Annotated in this window: 16 protein-coding genes; 9 read left to right on the top strand and 7 right to left on the bottom strand. The window is 40.6% G+C overall.

The window, feature by feature from the left end:
• Positions 1–43 precede the first annotated feature (43 nt).
• Together A7P55_RS02765 and A7P55_RS02760 are read right to left on the bottom strand one after the other, a co-directional pair.
• Positions 44–1,042 carry an AraC family transcriptional regulator gene (locus A7P55_RS02765; RefSeq protein WP_171551039.1) on the bottom strand — a complete coding sequence of 333 codons (999 nt, stop codon included), beginning with the start codon at positions 1,040–1,042 and terminating at the stop codon, positions 44–46.
• 123 nt (positions 1,043–1,165) lie between these two features.
• Positions 1,166–2,053, bottom strand: coding sequence for a DUF4198 domain-containing protein (locus A7P55_RS02760; protein WP_171551038.1), 888 nt, complete (start codon positions 2,051–2,053; stop codon positions 1,166–1,168).
• Between the two features lie 316 nt (positions 2,054–2,369).
• Here A7P55_RS02760 and A7P55_RS02755 point away from each other — a divergent pair, with 316 nt between their 5' ends.
• Genes A7P55_RS02755 through A7P55_RS02745 form a run of 3 tightly spaced genes read left to right on the top strand, consistent with a single transcriptional unit; the run spans position 2,370 to position 6,044 of the window.
• Positions 2,370–3,941: a DUF2271 domain-containing protein gene (locus tag A7P55_RS02755; protein ID WP_171551037.1), complete on the top strand. Its 1,572-nt coding sequence runs from the start codon at positions 2,370–2,372 to the stop codon at positions 3,939–3,941.
• 33 nt (positions 3,942–3,974) lie between these two features.
• Positions 3,975–4,565 carry a PepSY-associated TM helix domain-containing protein gene (locus tag A7P55_RS02750; protein WP_171551036.1) on the top strand — a complete coding sequence of 197 codons (591 nt, stop codon included), beginning with the start codon at positions 3,975–3,977 and terminating at the stop codon, positions 4,563–4,565.
• Positions 4,566–4,574: 9 nt separating this feature from the next.
• Positions 4,575–6,044 carry a sulfite reductase subunit alpha gene (locus A7P55_RS02745; RefSeq protein WP_171551035.1) on the top strand — a complete coding sequence of 490 codons (1,470 nt, stop codon included), beginning with the start codon at positions 4,575–4,577 and terminating at the stop codon, positions 6,042–6,044.
• Here the strand turns inward: A7P55_RS02745 and A7P55_RS02740 are convergent.
• A complete protein-coding gene (locus tag A7P55_RS02740) occupies positions 6,041–6,262 on the bottom strand; it encodes a DUF6500 family protein (protein ID WP_171551034.1) in 222 nt (73 codons plus the stop codon). The two genes, A7P55_RS02745 and A7P55_RS02740, sit on opposite strands and share 4 nt — an antisense overlap.
• Positions 6,263–6,419: 157 nt before the next feature.
• Positions 6,420–8,492, bottom strand: a complete 2,073-nt coding sequence (locus tag A7P55_RS02735) for a TonB-dependent receptor (protein WP_171551033.1) — start codon at positions 8,490–8,492, stop codon at positions 6,420–6,422.
• A 284-nt stretch (positions 8,493–8,776) separates the two neighbouring features.
• Here A7P55_RS02735 and A7P55_RS02730 point away from each other — a divergent pair, with 284 nt between their 5' ends.
• From A7P55_RS02730 to A7P55_RS02715, 4 genes are all read left to right on the top strand, one after another.
• Complete coding sequence (locus A7P55_RS02730) at positions 8,777–10,981, top strand: TonB-dependent siderophore receptor (RefSeq protein ID WP_171551032.1); 2,205 nt, start codon at positions 8,777–8,779, stop codon at positions 10,979–10,981.
• Positions 10,982–11,298: 317 nt separating this feature from the next.
• Complete coding sequence (locus A7P55_RS02725) at positions 11,299–11,484, top strand: hypothetical protein (protein WP_171551031.1); 186 nt, start codon at positions 11,299–11,301, stop codon at positions 11,482–11,484.
• 325 nt (positions 11,485–11,809) lie between these two features.
• Entirely contained in the window at positions 11,810–13,129 is a 1,320-nt protein-coding gene (locus tag A7P55_RS02720) for an NCS2 family permease (RefSeq protein WP_004805960.1), read from the top strand.
• A gap of 125 nt (positions 13,130–13,254) precedes the next feature.
• A complete protein-coding gene (locus tag A7P55_RS02715; RefSeq protein ID WP_171551030.1) occupies positions 13,255–14,253 on the top strand; it encodes an adenosine deaminase in 999 nt (332 codons plus the stop codon).
• 42 nt (positions 14,254–14,295) lie between these two features.
• Here A7P55_RS02715 and A7P55_RS02710 read toward each other — a convergent pair whose 3' ends face one another.
• Positions 14,296–14,850: a cytochrome b gene (locus A7P55_RS02710; RefSeq protein ID WP_171551029.1), complete on the bottom strand. Its 555-nt coding sequence runs from the start codon at positions 14,848–14,850 to the stop codon at positions 14,296–14,298.
• A 219-nt stretch (positions 14,851–15,069) separates the two neighbouring features.
• Between A7P55_RS02710 and A7P55_RS02705 the strand changes: the two genes are divergently transcribed.
• Both A7P55_RS02705 and rnhB read left to right on the top strand, forming a co-directional pair.
• Positions 15,070–15,453 (top strand): hypothetical protein, encoded by a 384-nt coding sequence (locus tag A7P55_RS02705; RefSeq protein ID WP_171551028.1) that lies wholly within the window; start codon positions 15,070–15,072, stop codon positions 15,451–15,453.
• 38 nt (positions 15,454–15,491) lie between these two features.
• On the top strand, positions 15,492–16,058 hold the full coding sequence (gene rnhB, locus A7P55_RS02700; protein WP_171551027.1) for a ribonuclease HII: 567 nt from the start codon (positions 15,492–15,494) through the stop codon (positions 16,056–16,058).
• A 57-nt stretch (positions 16,059–16,115) separates the two neighbouring features.
• Here the strand turns inward: rnhB and csrA are convergent, their stop codons facing one another.
• A complete protein-coding gene (gene csrA, locus A7P55_RS02695; protein WP_004805969.1) occupies positions 16,116–16,379 on the bottom strand; it encodes a carbon storage regulator CsrA in 264 nt (87 codons plus the stop codon).
• Positions 16,380–16,616: 237 nt separating this feature from the next.
• Positions 16,617–17,897, bottom strand: a complete 1,281-nt coding sequence (locus A7P55_RS02690; RefSeq protein ID WP_016164186.1) for an aspartate kinase — start codon at positions 17,895–17,897, stop codon at positions 16,617–16,619.
• Between the last annotated feature and the right edge of the window lie 3 nt (positions 17,898–17,900).

Here is a 17,900-nt window from a genome sequence, read left to right as displayed (position 1 = left end):
GTTTTGACTGATCTGACAGTTTTAAGCTGCCTATCCAATCAATTTAAGTCTGTTTACGTTGTCGATACGCCGTTGGTGTTTCCCCAGTCCAGCGTTTAAATGCCCGTGAAAATGCTGAGGGTTCTGAAAAACCTGTGAGATAAACAATCTGGTCAATAGTTTCTTGGGTTTGAGAAAGTAAGCGACGAGCGAGACGTTCACGATAATGCGCAATGACTTTTTCATAGCTGGTATTTAGCAGTTGAAGGTCTGCCCTTAAGCTACGAGTACTACGTCCCAAATACTCAGCAATGATGTTTTGATCAAACTCTCCAGACTCTAATAAACCACTGGCCAAGATTTTTTCGATTTCGTTTATAAGCTGGTGTTTGTTTAATAACTCAAGTTGTGATGCAGCATGATGTTCATGTACTTTTAACAGTTCAGGTTCATGAGCAGCAGAGGGTGTTGTTAATTGTGCTGAATCAAAGCAAATATAGCCATTCTCTTGTCCGAGTTTGACAGGACATCCCCAGATTTTCTGGTATTCCTCTTGATCCGCACCCTCTTGGTAAGGCAGGCCAATTTCAGTTGGCGTAAAAGTTCCGTCACTAATATATTTAAAGAAATTAAGCAGAATACCAATCGCACATTCCAGATAATGTCGTACTGGGTGATTAAGACCTGAGATTACCGCTGTGTCATCAAGAAGATCGAGTTTGAATGACATGGCATCGGTGAGTAAGGCCTGATATCGAACGGTTCGTTTAAGACCTTCACCAAATGTTGCACTACTCAGAAAAAGATATTCAACCACTTGCCCGCGAAAGGGTGGAACATTGTGACCGACATGTAAACCAATATCGAGATCATCACTAATTTGTTCGGCTGCTTGCCAAAAACGCTGTTGTGTGGCGTTGTCACGACGGACAAACTTATCAGGTGGCTGATCGGGTAAATGAACACGAGCAAATATGGCAGCGGCATCTAAATTCATCTTTTGCATGGTTTGATAAACCATCCATAAAAAGATGCCTGCATCACTGGTTTTTTTTGAAGTCATAAAACAGGGTAGGTACGAGTTTTAAAACAATATACGCTGTTCTTTTTGAGATAGAAATGGATTGAGTTTAAATCTGGACGGGGAAAGGTACTTATACCCTGATAAGTACCTTAGTTAAAAGGCTTATTCTGTCACTTCAACGGTCACGCTGTAGGTATAAGATTGAGCTATCGGTTGTTTGGTATTATCTGTGTTTGCTTCAGGGTAAGCTGTGGTAATCAGATAAATCCCTGCTTCATTGAATTTTACTTCAACTTCACCTTTGGCATTGGTTTTTACATGCGGTTGTTCACGTTTTGCATTGGGTTGATAGCTGCTGGCACCTTTAAAGACATCAACTTCTAGATTTGGAACAGGCTTACCATCCATGAGCACTTGTGCTTTAAAAGCTTCACCTGCAAATAGCTCATTTGGATGAGTGAGGAACTTAAACTCGAAACCTTTGTTGCTCACAGCAGGCACAGCACTTGGTTTACCTTTAGTGATAAAGCTTTCAGCAATATAGGTGTTGATGGTTTGAGCTGTTTTTGCAGTTGCAGGAATTTGGTCTTCAGCAATAAAACGAGGTGGTTGATTTGCTGGAGCTTGAGGCGCTTTTTGCTCTGCATTATTGCCTTGTGGCGGCATCGGGTTTGCATTGGCAGGGCGTTGAGGGCGAACACGTAACCAACGGCCATCAATCAATGCATATTTGGTTGGGTTGCCAGTCGCATTTTGCGTGCGAAGACGATAGGTGCCATCCGTGGTTAAATTAACTTCGGCGATATTGAATTTTTTTAACTCTGCTGCTGCTTTGATGGTTTCAGTTTTACCCTCTGGCGTCGTCACCTGATAATCAGTTTTAAAGTTGCGACTTGGTACAAAGAATTTTTCAACGGTAATCCCACTTTGGAAGCTAACGCTATCCGCTTTACTGTCGAATACTTCTGGCAATAAAAAAGGGCTTGCTGTATGAGCAAAGCTGAGGGTTGGTAGCGCAGAAAATAGGGCAATAGTGAGCAGATGACGCATGAAGAATTCCTTAAAAGAGAAATAAACAAAAATGCAAAAGAATTGCTACAATCTACTTGATAACGAGTATCAGTTGCAATATTATTTCGATAAATTTTTAATCGTTTTTATGCCATTGGGCAGACAAGGATTAAGAAGCTTTTTATCTCCCTAATGTGTATCTCAAGTGAATGGAATGTTTTTGATTTTATTGAAAATAAAATGATTTCACTTTCATGTTATTTTGGCTGTAATTCATGCGTGAGACCAAGCGATTTGCTTTTGATTAAAGCACATGTATTGGCTTAGGTAAATCTTAGAAAATGGAAGCTTAACGATGTCATCAACGCAACAAATTTTTCGTCCAATTCAAATTATATTTCGTTTATCACCGTTGATGGCAGCTATCGCTGTATTCATGTCACCAATTACAGCAACTCAGGCCAATGAAAATGCTATAAAAGACCCTCAGACATTACAAGTACCTGTTCAGACGCCAAGTTATAGTTTTCACCAAGATCATATTTTGGGTACTTCTTTAGATGTTGTTGTAACTACTGCACATCAAAAAGATGCAGAAAAAGCATTACAGGCAATCCAGAATGAAGTGGCACGTTTGGACCAGATTTTATCGGTATGGCGTGATGATAGTGAAATCAGTCAACTCAATCGTGAACAACAGATCGAAGCTTCCTCTGAACTGTATGAAGTAATTGCTGCTTGTGAACAATGGCGTAGTGCGACCTGTGGTGGTTTTGATGCACGTTTGGGCCAATTGATTCAGTTATGGGAACAAAGTCATCAGGTGCACAATCTGGATGATCAAACCCAAGAAGCTTTATTAAGCCAGTTAAAAACCCAAAGCATTAAGTTAAATCCGAAAACCAAACAAATTAAACTGGATTCAGCCATTAAAATTGCACCTGATGCCTATGCCAAAGGCTATGTAATTGATCGTGCTTTGATTGCGGCAAGACAAGCTGTACCGCATTTACAGGGGATTTTGATTGATATTGGCGGTGATATGCGGGTGTGGGGGCAATCACCCCAACACGCGGGCTGGAAAGTTGGCATTCAAAATCCAAATGAGCGCTTTGATAATGCTGCGCCAGCTCAGGTTTTGAATATTAAAGATCAAGCAGTGGCATTCAGTGGACAAGGTTACCGTTCGTTGGTAGGCCAATCGCATTTACTTAATCCGCAAACAGGTATGCCAATTCAAACCGTAGAGCAATGTGTTGTGGTTGGACAGTGTGCTGCGGATGCAGATGCTTTGGCAACGGCTTTAACCGCAATGTCACCTCAGGAAGGCATGCAACTGATTGAGGAATTGGTTGGGTTTGAAGCACAATTGGTTGCCAGTGATGGCAGTAACTATCAAAGTTCAGGTTGGTCTACGCTTTTAGATGCCAACCAACCTGCGATCATGCGACATGTTGCTGCTAATGGTGCAGCAACAGCTTGGCCTAAAGGTTATCAGGCTCAAATTGAAGTGAATATTCCAAAACTAGCCGTTGATAATTATCGTGCACCGTATGTTTCCGTTTGGGTGACGGATAGTGATAAAAAATTAGTGCGTACGCTTGCGGTTTGGGGCAAAGATGAGAAGTGGCTGAACTCAAACTATGTCTGGTGGCGTCGCTATGGTCGTCAAATGCCAAACTTGGATGCAGTAGCTAAGCCATCACGTCAACCAGGGCAGTACCGTTTGGCTTGGGATGGTAAAGATGAAGCAGGCAAAGCTGTGGATGCAGGTAAATATTTAATCCATATTGAAACCTCTCGTGAGCATGGTGATCATTCATACCAAAGTTTTGAATTAGAAGTCGGGCCGAAAGCGGTAACAAAAACACTTCCTGCACAGGCAGAAATTGGTACGCTGAAACTAAACTTCCAACGTGGTGCTTAATTAAAAGCCCTACTTATTTACGAGGCTTATCTCTTGTATCAACGCCGTGATTTTTACCGCCATGCACGCTATGTGCATGGTTGGCTCTCTGCTTTTGCGTTCATTGTTCTGATCTTTTTTGCTGCAACAGGATTGCTGCTCAATAACCCAGATTGGTTTAAATCATCCACCGATGAACAAATTGTAAAACTCACTTTACCAGCTGCTTTTGTCAGTGCCATCCAAAAACAAGAGAATCCAACTCCGGCGATTCTGGATTTTGTTCGCGACAAGCAGCCACTGATTGGACGTTATAAAAGCAGCGAAGTTATGGATGGGGAGGTGATGATCCGTTTGGAGAGTCCAGCAGGTTCAACAGATCTCTGGGTGTTGATGGATCAAGGTGAAGTCGAAATTACCCAAAAACCAGCAACGACCGTTTCATTACTCAATGATCTACATCGCGGTAAAAATGTCGGTGCAACATGGCATTGGCTCATTGATATCAGTGCGATCATCATCATTTTATTGTCTTTGGCGGGCTATATTTTATTTCTCACGATTAAAACCCGTTTAATCACGCATTTGCTTCTCACAGCAGCAAGTTTGGCAGCGATTATTTTACTCATTTGGTTTGCCATTTAAGGTGGAGTCATGACACAGGCTGTGCTGATCGTTATTGCGATTTTGGCAATATTATTGGGTCTGCATCTTTTTATTGTGATGTACTTGCTTTGGCAGCAAAAACGTTCAAAGACATCTCCGCAATTGCATCCTTCATATTTGGTGGTTTATGCCAGTCAGTCTGGACATGCCGAAATCTGGGCGAGACATACCGCTGAACAACTACTTTTAGTTGATGATCAGATCGTAGTCAAAAATATTCAAGATCTGAGTATCCATGATTTAACCGAGCAACAGCGAATTTTATGGGTGGTGAGTACCTATGGTGAAGGGGATGCACCTGATAGTGCACAATCCTTTATCAATAAAGCCTTGACTCAAGGCTTAGATTTATCCCATTTATCCTTTGCAGTGTTGGCATTGGGAGATCGGCGCTATGCTAATTTTTGTCAGTTTGGGCGGAGATTGGAACAATGGTTGCTACAACAACAGGCACAGGCTTTATTTGACACAGTTTTAGTAGATCAAATGAATAGCCGTGATTTGGAACAATGGTTGATTGGGTTAGAACAGCTAACTTCAATGCAGTTCAGTGATTTAACCCATTCACAACAAATGCTGCAATTAAAGTTTGCGCATCGGCAGTGTCTAAATAAAGGCAGTATCGGTGAACCCATTTATAAAGTTCAATTGATTGGTGATGAGGACTTGGTTTGGTCATCAGGTGATATTTTAGAGATCCAATGCGAAAACAATCTGGATGATATTGAAGCGTTTTTGCAATCACAGCGACAGCCAATCCATACTGACTTAATCGCTCAATTAAGCCCCCTGAACTTAAGAAAATTACCGAGCAAAGCAGAGCAGTCCTTTCAGCAATGGTTAACCCAATTTGAGCACTTACCCAAGCGTGAGTATTCCATCGCAAGCTTGGCTGAAAATGGTTTTATTGAGCTGGTCGTTAGGCAACAACATACGGAAACAGGGCTGGGTTTAGGCTCGGGCTGGCTAACACAAGGCTTGCAGCAAGACCAAATCTTACAAGCTCATATTCGTCATAATCCAAGTTTTCATTTGCCGCATGATGCCAGACCTTTGATTTTGATTGGCAATGGTACTGGCATTGCCGGTTTACTGGCACATCTACGTCAGAGAGAGCATTGGGGCTATAAACAAAACTGGCTGATTTTTGGCGAAAGACAGCAGCAATTTGATCATCTTTATCAGGCTGAAATTCACTATTGGCAGCAACATGGCTTTCTCGATCAAGTCGATTATGCATTTTCCCGTGATCAAGCCGAAAAAATCTATGTACAAGATTGTTTAAAAGCACAATCAGCTCGATTACAGACTTGGGTGAATCAAGGTGCAGCAGTTTATATCTGTGGTAGCCTTAAGGGAATGGCGAGTGGTGTCGATCAGGCTTTAACAGAAATTTTGGGCCTTGATTTGGTGGAGCAGCTTAAACAACAACAGCGCTATCAACGCGATGTCTATTAATCGGATTCAGCTAGAACCAGCGCTTTAATCTTGCTGGCTTTTTCAAAATGATCCAGTCGATGCTCCATGATCCACCAATGTGCAGCCTCCATAAGGCGCTCAGGATCATCATTTTTATTGGCGAAGAAGGCATAGAAAGAAAGTCCGACATTATTGCCTTTTTTGGTCATTTTTTCATCGCAGACATGGATGATTTTAGCTTTTAATTCGGCTCTCATCTTGTATTCTAAGCGGCTAATCAGAATTGGATGCAGATCATAGCATCCTAAACATAAGTGATTGTCATCATTTAGTTTTAATGTTTATTTTGCAATTAAAAAGTCAGCTCAAGATAAGCTGACTTCGATGCTTCAATCATTTTTAAGCGGAAGAAAATTAGAATTTTTTCTCAAGGCTAAACTGTAAGGATGGAATACTTTCATTGGTTCTCGCCTGATATAAGCTCCCATCTGTTTGATTGGTTAAGCGCTCCTTATAATTGGTGCCCAAGACGTTATTGAGATTAAGACTTGCTGCCCAGCCATGACTAAAGCGTTTGGTTGCACTGAGATCTAAGCTAAAACGTTCATTGGTGGTACGATCATAGGGTTGGCCATCTAAGGCACGGGTAAATTCAGGTGTATAACTCACGTTTACGCTGGTCGAGAGTTGCCATGGTTTATAGCTATAGGATAAACCCGCACTGGTATTATAAGGCGCAACATCACTGGCTAAGCGTTCACGGTGTTGTTCATCTTCAATTTTGGCGCGAACCGTTGAGACTTGTCCATTGAGCATAAACGCATGTCCAGCTTCAGTTTGCTTGAGTGCATAGCGGCCTGAGAATTCAACACCATAGGTGGTCGCTTGATCTTGGTTTTGTGGACGTTCTACATAACGTGTGCCTTCAAGTGCAATGACTTTCTCTATGTAGTCTTTAATTTCACGATGATAGGCCGTGACACTCACACCACCACTGGCAGAATCATAGGCAAGGGTGGATTCAGCCGCACGGATTTTTTCTGGTTTTAGATTTGGATTGCCGCCACGATCGGGGTTATTTAAACTACCTGCATCGCTATCTGTAGAGACAGTCACATTCGGAATCAGCCGTTCGGTATTAGGACTCTTAAAAGCTTGGCTCAAGTTGGTTTGAATTGACCATTGCTCAGTGAGGTCAAAACGATAAGCCAAAACAGGGCTTAAATGTTGGTCTTGATAATCAACCAAGCCTGAACGATTAAGCCATTCCTGACGCGCACCTAAAGTTACTGTTTGGCGGTCTGTAAAGCGCCAACTTCCTTCGCCATACACAGCATAACGTTGTTCATCAAGACTTTTGCTGACATTGCTATCGAGTTCGTTGCTACGGGTGTCGAAACCAAACTTAATTTGACGGTCTTTATCTAATTTACGGACTCCATCATAGGCAAGACCGTACTCATTTACCGTTTCATCCGTATAAATTGTATTTTGTGGTGAGCGGGTGAGTTGGGTTTCCGTCTGACGTTCAACAGACAAACGGATTTTATCACTCAGATCTTTGTCTTTACGTTCATAACGCGTGTTTAAGCGAATACTATCGTTTTTGTCATCTTGAGTCTGATTAGATGAATAGCCATCCATTTTAATATTGCGGTAGAACAATTCTGCAATCAACTTTTGTTGATCATCCAGATCGTATTGCAAACGTGGTGAAAACATTTGCATGGTGCGGTTGGTGGTGCGGAGTTGTTCGCGGGTTCCTGTTGCTGTTTCAGTTTTGCTGATCGAGGTGTTGTCCATCCACATTTGATTGGCTGAAACGCTATATGACCACTGGTTTTCACGACCGTCTGCTTGAATGTTGATTTGCTTGCGTTCAGATTGTTGTTCACCGCTATCACGTAAGCCATAGCCGAGTTTCACTGAGCCATTTAAACGAGTATCCAGAGGTTCTTTTAAAATAATATTAATAACCGCTGAGGATGCAACTGAAGCTTGGGCAACACTTGGTTGTTTGACTACTTCGATACGTTCAATCATTTCTGGCGTAATGGTATCAATAACTGACATGCCACCACGTGGGCCACCTTGCACAGGTTCACCATTAATCAAAAATGTGGGTGCGCCACCACCACGGAAACGCATGCCTGATGCATCGCCACCACCGCGAGGACCTTGGCCAAAACTTGGAATTTGGAATCCAGCAGCACGTCGTAATGCATCCATGACGGATTGATCACCATATTGCAGCATTTCTTCACGGCTAATGATGGTTTTAGGTACAGCACTAATATCATCATCTTTGGCTTTTTTAGGCTCGGCTGAAGCCTTAAATGAAAGGGTCGGCAAAACTTGAGGACTTGACTCGGATGCTGCGGGCGCAGGACTCTCAGTAACTGGTTCGGCAGCAAACATTGAAGCACTTATACTGAGCAATGCTGAGCTAAGCACAGTGAGTTTTCCACAATAAACAGCATATTTCATTCTAGACCCCCAAAAAACGATCAAATTATTTTCTGTGTAGCCTAATGTAAAATTGTGTAGAAAAATGGAATTTATTCTTAAGAACTCAAAGATTTAAAAATTATTTTCAAGCTTGGATTTGAAGATGAAAATGAAGCATAAATTTCAAATGAATAAGAAATGGCCTATTAAGTTAAAAATTAATGCAAAAAATGATGAAAATGAGAATGATTTTTATTAAAATTGTAGCGTTTTTTTGTTTTTAACATTTTTTTAATTTTTGTCTGAGTTTTTTGAGAAATTTTATGCGTTCTTTACCTTTAAATATGCATCACAAGCCTATTTTCAAATTTAGCTTGTTAAGCATGATGCTGTTGCAAGCACAGTATGCTTTTGCCAATGAGGCAGCGGCGCCAACAGCAGTGATGCCAACCATTAAGATCGAAGCAATGAGCGAGCTTGATCCGATCAAAAGTTATATCGATTATGATCAGGCTAGTGTGACCCGTAATGGTCTTAAGAAAAAAGATATTCCACAGACCATCGATACCATTGATGTGCAAAAATATAAAATTTATGGCGCCAATGACCTGAGTGTCATGCTACAGGGGACACCAGGTGTAACAACCACCTATGATACACGTGGTGATGGCATTATGATTCGTGGGTTTGGTGCGGATACCAGTGATATCTATCGTAATGGCGTTCGTGAGGGAGGGCAAGTACGCCGTAGTACTGCCAACGTAGAGCGTATCGAGATTTTAAAAGGTCCTGCCTCTGTACTTTATGGCCGCGGTGCTGGTGGGGGTGTCGTGAATATGGTGACCAAATTTGCCAATTTTGATTCAAAAAGTTCAGTTGGTATTTATGGAGGATCGTATGAAAATATTGGGGGTACTTTAGATATCAACCAAGTCGTGAATGATAACTGGGCTGTACGTTTAGTTGGAGAGAAGTCAGATACAAATAGCTTCCGTTCAGGCATCGGTACTAAGCAATCTATGTTTTCACCAAGTGTGACTTATCGTAGTGATGATGAAAAATTACTTTGGACCACAGAATATACTTACGACAAATTAGATCGTATCCCAGATCGTGGACCATCATTTTCAGTATTAAGTCGTTTCCCTGAAAATATCTTGAGAGAAACAGGTTTTGCAACCTCATCGGATTTCATTGTTGATGAATTACAAACAGTACGTACTGACTTAAAATATGAATTTGCGCCAGATTGGAAGTTTCATTGGGCATTAAGCTATCGACAAGCTAATCAAGATTTCGATAACTTCTTTGGTGGAAGTTATTGTACTGATAGTACAAAAGGCTGCAAACCAGGTTACATCAAGCAATCATATGCTTGGCAAGAAACTATGAATAAAACAACAACGAATACCTTTGATATTACCGGTAAGTTTAATACGGGGAAATTAGAACACCAACTGATGGTCGGTGCAGACTGGTCACATGAAGATCGTGAGCCTAAGTTGGGTAACTATTCAAGTGGGGATAGTGCCGGACTCTATTATCAATTGATCAATCCATATAACACAAAAGATTATCAGACCTCATTTGATCGTAGTCTAGGTCGACCAAACGCAACATCTTATACACACCAAAATAATGATAGCCTAGCGTTCTTTGTACAAGACTTAATTTCATTAACACCCACGTTAAAAATGATGCTTGGCGCTCGTTATGATCAATATGAAGTTAATACTCGAGATACTTTGGCTACGTCAAAGACATATGGACAATCTGTCTCTACGGATTCAGAGACATTTAGTCCAAATGTCGGTTTTGTTTGGCAACCAATTGATAGTCAAAGTTTTTATGCATCATATAGTAAGAGTTTTGCACCATTTGGTGGTAGTGCGGGGGTTTCACCGTTTACCAGTGGTACAGTCGATTTGAGAATGGTGAATGCTGAACCTCAATATAATGAGCAATATGAAATTGGTGTTAAAAGTGATTGGTTTAATGATCGCTTGAATACTCAATTCTCTGTTTTTGATATCCGTAAGAAAAATATTCGTTATCGTCCAGATCCTGACAATCGACCTTTTGATTATGTAATTGGTGGTGAACATCAGTCAAAAGGCGCTGAGTTTAGCTTTATTGGTCGTGTACTTGATAATGTATTTATCCGAGGTGGTTATGGATATACAGATGCAAAAGTGAAAGATGATAAAGAAAAGTCAGCCAATACAGGTCATTACTTAGCAAATGTTGCGAAAAATACAGGTAATTTATTTATTCGCTATTTACCTGTAGACAGTATCTATACAGAGGTTGGTGCGACCTATAATGGTTCGCTATATACGAATATATCAAATGCTCCAGATACAAAACTTGATGGGTGGACGCGTTTAGATGCTGCCGTGGGTTATAAAGGAGAGCATTGGGGAGCTACTTTAGCAGTGAGTAATCTGACGGATAAAGTGTATTGGAGATCAAACACGATGCCAGGTACACCACGCAACTTCTTGGTGCGTTTGAATTACCAGTTCTAATCAAAACACATTAATGTGACTTTAAGCACTTTTGTCTAGACAAAAGTGCTTTCTCATTTTTAGCTGCTGAAAATGAACAGTTTTTTCTGTTATAAAGATATAGTTTATATCTATCTTATTGAATTATATAAAATGTCATTGCTAAAAAAACTGGAATATTCTAATATTTGATTGAGTGAAAATTAAGCAAAAAACTTATTAGAATAACTGTATAATTGTGATGTGGTTATCATTTGTGATTTTAATATGCGTTTTTGTTCTCCTTTTCAGTCTTTTTTGTTAGCATTAAAGAAAACTTTATAATAGAGATAATAATAATGAAGATTAAGATTGCGATCGCTTTGGTCTTTTCAGTATTTGTTTTGGGTTATGTCACCTATGTTGATGCCCAAACCAAGAAACGCCAAGAGCTAATGAAAATTGTTCAAGATGCCGAAAACAGCTTGAATACGATACAGCATAACCAACATACGCATTTATCCTCTTATCAGCGTAATCAGTAGTTTTATGTGCTAATAAAGAGCATTGCTGATTCAATCGTCTGAGTTTGATCGTGAAATACGCTTTTTTTGTATTGTGATACTCAAGTTTTGAGTAGAATCTGTTAAAATATTTACCATTAAATAAAAAGCTGCATGTTGATATGCGGCTTTTTACGTTTTGATATCGGAATCGAATTTATACATATCTTCTGTGTAACAAGCGCAAAGCTGGCATATAGATTGCTTTTAGCCTTGTATACCTTTTTGTGTACATTCAAAAAAGATTGCAAACACAAACGTATAGATTTCATATTCTACGATCTTAGATTTCAACAGGTGCTATGTTATGACAACGCCTAATGCTTCGGCTGGTTTGTTAGAACGCTTATTTAAGCTGAGCGAAAACAAAACCAACTTTAGAACGGAAGTTCTAGCAGGTGTAACTACATTCTTGACGATGTGTTACATCATCATTGTAAACCCACTCATTCTTTCTGAAACTGGCATGGATCATGGTGCTGTGTTTGTTGCAACCTGTTTGGCTGCGGCAATTGGGTGTTTGGTCATGGGGATTATTGCGAACTATCCAATCGCACTTGCACCTGGAATGGGCTTAAATGCTTATTTTACCTATTCGGTTTGTTTAGGCATGGGCGTGCCTTGGCAAACTGCTTTAGCAGCAGTTTTTGTGTCAGGTTTGGTTTTCCTTGCAATCAGCTTCTTTAAAATTCGTGAAGCGATTGTCAATGCAATTCCAATGTCTCTGAAATTTGCAATTGGTGGTGGTATTGGTTTATTCCTTGCCTTAATTGCACTAAAAAATGCAGGCATTATTGTTGATAATCCAGCGACCTTGGTTGGTCTAGGCGATATCAAGCAACCAACGGTGTTATTGGCCTTATTTGGCTTCTTAATGATTGTCGTTTTGCATCAGTTTAAAGTACGCGGTGCGATCATTCTTAGTATTTTGGTTGTGACTGCGATTGCAACTGCAATGGGCTTGAATGAGTTCAAGGGTGTTGTCGGTCAAGTTCCTTCTTTAGCACCTACCTTTATGCAAATGGACTTCGAAGGTTTATTTACCGCCAGTATGGTTGGGGTGATTTTCGTCTTCTTTATTGTCGATTTATTTGACAGTACAGGGACCTTGGTTGGTGTGTCACATCGTGCAGGTCTGCTTCAAGATGGTAAATTGCCACGTTTGAAGAAGGCATTATTTGCAGATTCAACTGCAATCGTAGCGGGTGCTGCTTTAGGTACATCGTCAACTACACCTTATATTGAATCCGCTTCAGGTGTTGCGGCAGGTGGGCGTACGGGTTTAACCGCAGTCGTTGTTGCATTTCTTTTCATTGGTTGCTTGTTCTTGGCACCATTGGCTCAATCGGTTCCAGGTTTTGCAACAGCACCCGCATTGTTATTTATTGGTGTGTTGATGATCCAAGGGATCACACATATCGATTGGGATGATATTACTGAAGCTGTTCCTGCCTTTTTAACCATCGTGTTTATGCCATTTACCTACTCAATTGCAGATGGTATCGCGATGGGCTTTATCAGCTATGCATTGGTTAAATTACTGACAGGAAAAGCAAAGACAGTTCCTTATATGGTCTGGATTATTGCGGCACTGTGGGTGTTTAAATTTGTTGCATTTGGCGGCTAAGCAAATCGTTGTTATTATTTTATCATTCTCTTTGTGGGCTGTTTGAATAACAGCTCTTTCTGTGAAGAGAGCCTAAAAGGGCGTTATTTCGATAACACCCTTTTTTCTTTAGACGTGGAGTTAATATGAATCAAATCGAGCTGATTCGTGCTTTACCCAAAGCCGAATTGCATGTGCATATTGAAGGGACTTTTGAACCAGAACTGATGTTTGCAATTGCACAGCGTAATCAGATTCAGATTCCTTATCAGTCGGTTGAAGAAGTGAAGCAAGCGTATAACTTCCATAATCTTCAATCTTTCTTAGATATTTATTATGCGGGCGCAAATGTGCTGGTGCTTGAACAAGATTTTTATGATCTTGCTTGGGCATATTTCGAGAAATGTGCTGAAGATCGTGTGGTACATACCGAAATGTTCTTCGACCCGCAAACGCATACTGAACGTGGGGTTGAATTTGCAACTGTGCTTGCTGGTTTGAAGCGTGCCTGCGCAGATGCAAAAGAAAAGTTAGGAATTAGTTCTCAGCTGATCATGTGTTTCTTGCGTCATTTAAGCGAAGAAAAAGCATTTGAAACGCTTGAGCAAGCATTGCCATTTAAAGATGATATTATTGCGATTGGTTTAGACTCAAGCGAAGTTGGACATCCTCCAGCCAAATTTGAGCGTGTATTTGCTAAAGCCCGTGAAGCAGGTTTCTTGATTGTGGCACATGCGGGTGAAGAAGGCCCACCAGAATATATCTGGGAAGCTTTAGACTTGTTGAAAGTAAACCGTATTGATCATGGTGTGCGTTCTGAAGAAGATGAGCGCTTAATGGTGCGTTTAATCGCTGAGAAAATGCCTTTAACAGTTTGCCCTTTAAGTAACTTAAAGCTTTGTGTTGTAAAAGACATGGGTGAGCATAACATCCGCCGTTTATTGCAGCAGGGCGTACACGTTACTGTGAACTCAGATGATCCGTCGTATTTCGGTGGTTATATGAATGATAACTTTGTGGCGATTCAGCAAGCTTTGGATTTAAGCAATGATGAATTAAAGCAACTGGCAATCAACTCTTTTGAAGCTTCATTCATTTCGGATGAAGAAAAGCAAAAGTGGATTGCAGAAGTGAAAAAGATCTAAATTAAAAAACCGCGTAAAGCGGTTTTTTTTATGACTCAAAAATTATTTGGGTTGGCGCAACATACTGAGTAAAACATTATCTTTGTCTATAAGGTGATGTTTGATGGCAGCCAAAGCATGTCCAGCAACGAGTAGACCAGCGAACCATGAAAGATAAATATGTAGAGGTTTAACAATTGCCAGTAATTCTGGATTATCTTGTACTAAACGTGGAATCTCGAATAAATATAAAACTGGAGCAGGGTGTCCAGCACTCCAACTAAATAAACAGCCAGTAATTGGCAGCGCTAATAACATTAAATAAAGGAATAAATGTCCAACATGCGCCAACATTTTCATCAGAGGCGACATGGTGTTTGGTAGTTCAGGTGCAGGGTGGGTGTAGCGCCAAAAAATACGAATAACGACTAAGAAGATAATGGTGGTTGCTATATTTTTATGTAGGGTAATAACTGTTCCTTTGAAACTCCCATCGGCATCATAGCTAAGAAAATTACCGCTATAAAAGCCGATAAGCCACGCAATAATAAAAATAGCAGCCATGAGCCAATGTAAAACTTGCGCAGTGCGTGTGTAATATTGTGCTGAGGTTGGCATCGCAACATCCTAGCTGTGATATGAGTTCTTTGATTTTAAATAGCGCTTTTTCCTACTCATACAGTGTAAATGTAACGGAGCGTTTTATGAGTGGAACGTTGTAGTGCTTATAAATCATTTATCATTGTTATATTATGTAAAGATAGCACAGGGTCATATCATAAAACGTGTCATTTAGGCACAATACGCCTGCCAAAATTTAGATACGGAATAGAAATCATGAAAAAGTTGGTACTTATTGTTGCCCCTGCTGTTTTAGCTTTAACAGGCTGCGTTACTCCAGATGGAAATAACTCAGTGGGTGCAACTTCACAGCAGTTAGGCATGGCTGCATTGAAAGTTGCTGTAAATGCGAAATGTATTAATGAAATTAATACGCTACCAGCGTGGAAAACAGCGACACGTGTAATGACCGCAGAACAACGTGAAAATATTCAAACTGAAGTTTGTGGCTGTGTCAGTGAAAAAGCACCAAATAGCGTAACAGCAGTAGAATTGGCTACCGCAGCTATTGATCCAACGGCACGCGCGACGATTGTGACTCAAGTGGTTTCTCAAACTGTAAATGCATGTGTGGCTGAAACTTTCAAGAAAGCAGGTTAATAAGATAAGGCTGAGTCATCGGCCTTTAGAGATTTTATATGAGAGTTGCTGGTGTAGATGAGGCAGGGCGAGGACCATTAGTGGGTTCTGTTGTTGCTGCCGCAGTCATTTTAGATCCGAATAATCCGATTGAGGGTTTAAATGATTCTAAAAAGTTAACCGAAAAAAAACGGGAAAAGCTGTTCTTGGAGATTCAAGAAAAAGCTTTAGCTTGGTCAATTGCTGAAGCAACCCATGCCGAAATTGATGAATTGAATATTTTGCAAGCCACTTTTCTTGCAATGCGTCGTGCAGTAGAGGGATTAGCTGCTTCTCCTGCAAAAGTAATTGTGGATGGTAACCAGATTCCAAAAGGAATTACGATTCCGTGTGAGGCGATTGTGGGGGGGGATGCTAGCCATGCAGAAATTAGTGCGGCCAGTATTCTAGCGAAAGTGACCCGTGACCGTCAGATGCATGAGTTAGATCAGCAACATCCTGACTATGGGTTTGCTAAACACAAAGGTTATCCAACTAAAGCACATTTTGAAGCGATTGCCGCTCATGGTGTCATTGATCAACACCGCCGTAGTTATGCGCCTGTCAAGAAAGCTTTAGGGCTGTAAAAACAATTAAAGCGACTAATTTTAGTCGCTTTAATCATTCGAGAAGAATGCGGCATATTAACGATTGAAGTTATTATGTTGAGAAAAATCATTATTCTCTTCTTCATAAGAATGTTGATAATCTTGATCAAGATGTTGCAGATGCTCATGCATGGCACGTTCATGTTGGATACGTTGGTAAATTTCCTCACGATGCACAGAAACTTCTTTTGGAGCATTTACACCAATACGCACCTGATTGCCTTTTACGCCAAGCACAGTAACACTGACTTGATCCCCAATCATTAATGTTTCTCCGACACGACGGGTCAGAATCAGCATGTTTATCTCCTTGCTAAACGCTTAAACTTGCGACAGGGAATTCATTGTTTGAAAGCACAGCCTAATATACAGAAAACTCTAACAGAAATATGTAAAAAACATTTTTTTTCGTAAGTTCTGTGAGAGTCTTTTTAAAAACCTCAAGGCTAATATAACAGAGCCACTATAAGAAAAACTATAGTGGCTCTGTTTTTTTTCTTATTTACTTGCGAGTAAATATGTTTAAGCAGCTATTAATTAAGCACGTGCACTGCTTTCGCCGTGTTCACGATCTAGGCCAAAAGCTGTATGTAAACAACGAACTGCCAACTCTAAATAGTTTTCTTCGATGATGACAGAAACTTTGATTTCTGATGTAGAAATCATGAGAATATTAATGCTTTCTTCAGCTAATGCAGTGAACATTTTGCTCGCTACACCTGCGTGAGAACGCATACCAACGCCAACGATAGACACTTTTACGATGTCATCACGCGTCACAACTTCACAACCGTCAATACTATTTGCAGTTTGTTCTAAAATTGCTTTTGCTTTTGCTAAGTCAGTACGATTCACGGTAAAAGTAAAATCTGTTGTGCCGTCTTCTTCAACATTTTGGATAATCATATCCACTTCGATGTTGGCATTGCTGATCGGTGACAAGATTTTAGATGCGATACCTGGTTCATCAGGAACACCTAAAATAGTGAGTTTTGCTTCGTCACGGTTAAATGCAATACCTGCGATGATTGGTTGTTCCATATCGTCTTCCGCCTCAGTCGTAATTAGTGTACCTACGTTTTGTTTGAAATCTTCATCAAATGCGCCATCATTATCGTTATCAAAGCTTGATAATACACGTAATGGCACTTGATATTTGCCTGCGAATTCAACAGAGCGAATTTGTAAAACTTTCGAACCTAAAGATGCCATTTCTAGCATTTCTTCAAAAGAAATACGGTCAACTTTCTTCGCTTTAGGCGCTACACGAGGGTCAGTGGTATAAACACCATCTACATCGGTATAAATCTGGCATTCATCTGCTTTTAGTGCTGCAGCAAGTGCAACGCCTGAAGTATCTGAACCACCACGACCTAAAGTTGTGATATTGCCATTGGCATCATAACCTTGGAAACCGGCAACGACGATGACACGACCAGCATCCAGATCAGCGGTCATTACATCAGTATCAATTGATTCAATACGTGCTTTGGTAAACGCGCTGTCAGTTTTGATACCAACTTGACGACCTGTATATGATTTAGCTTCTACACCAATTGAATTCAGTGCCATAGCTAACATGGAAATCGTTACTTGTTCACCCGTTGACACCATTTGATCTAATTCGCGTGGGTCAGGGGTGCTGGTAATGGCTTTGGCAAGCGCAAGTAAGCGGTTCGTTTCACCACTCATTGCTGATACAACCACGACCACCTTGTGACCATGATCATGCCAACGCTTGACACGATGAGCAACATTTAAAATGCGCTCAGGAGTACCCATAGAGGTACCGCCATATTTTTGAACGATTAATGCCATAGT

The organism is Acinetobacter sp. Ac_5812 (genome assembly GCF_013072695.1).
GTDB lineage: Bacteria > Pseudomonadota > Gammaproteobacteria > Pseudomonadales > Moraxellaceae > Acinetobacter.
This window is presented reverse-complemented; position numbering and strand designations above follow the sequence as displayed.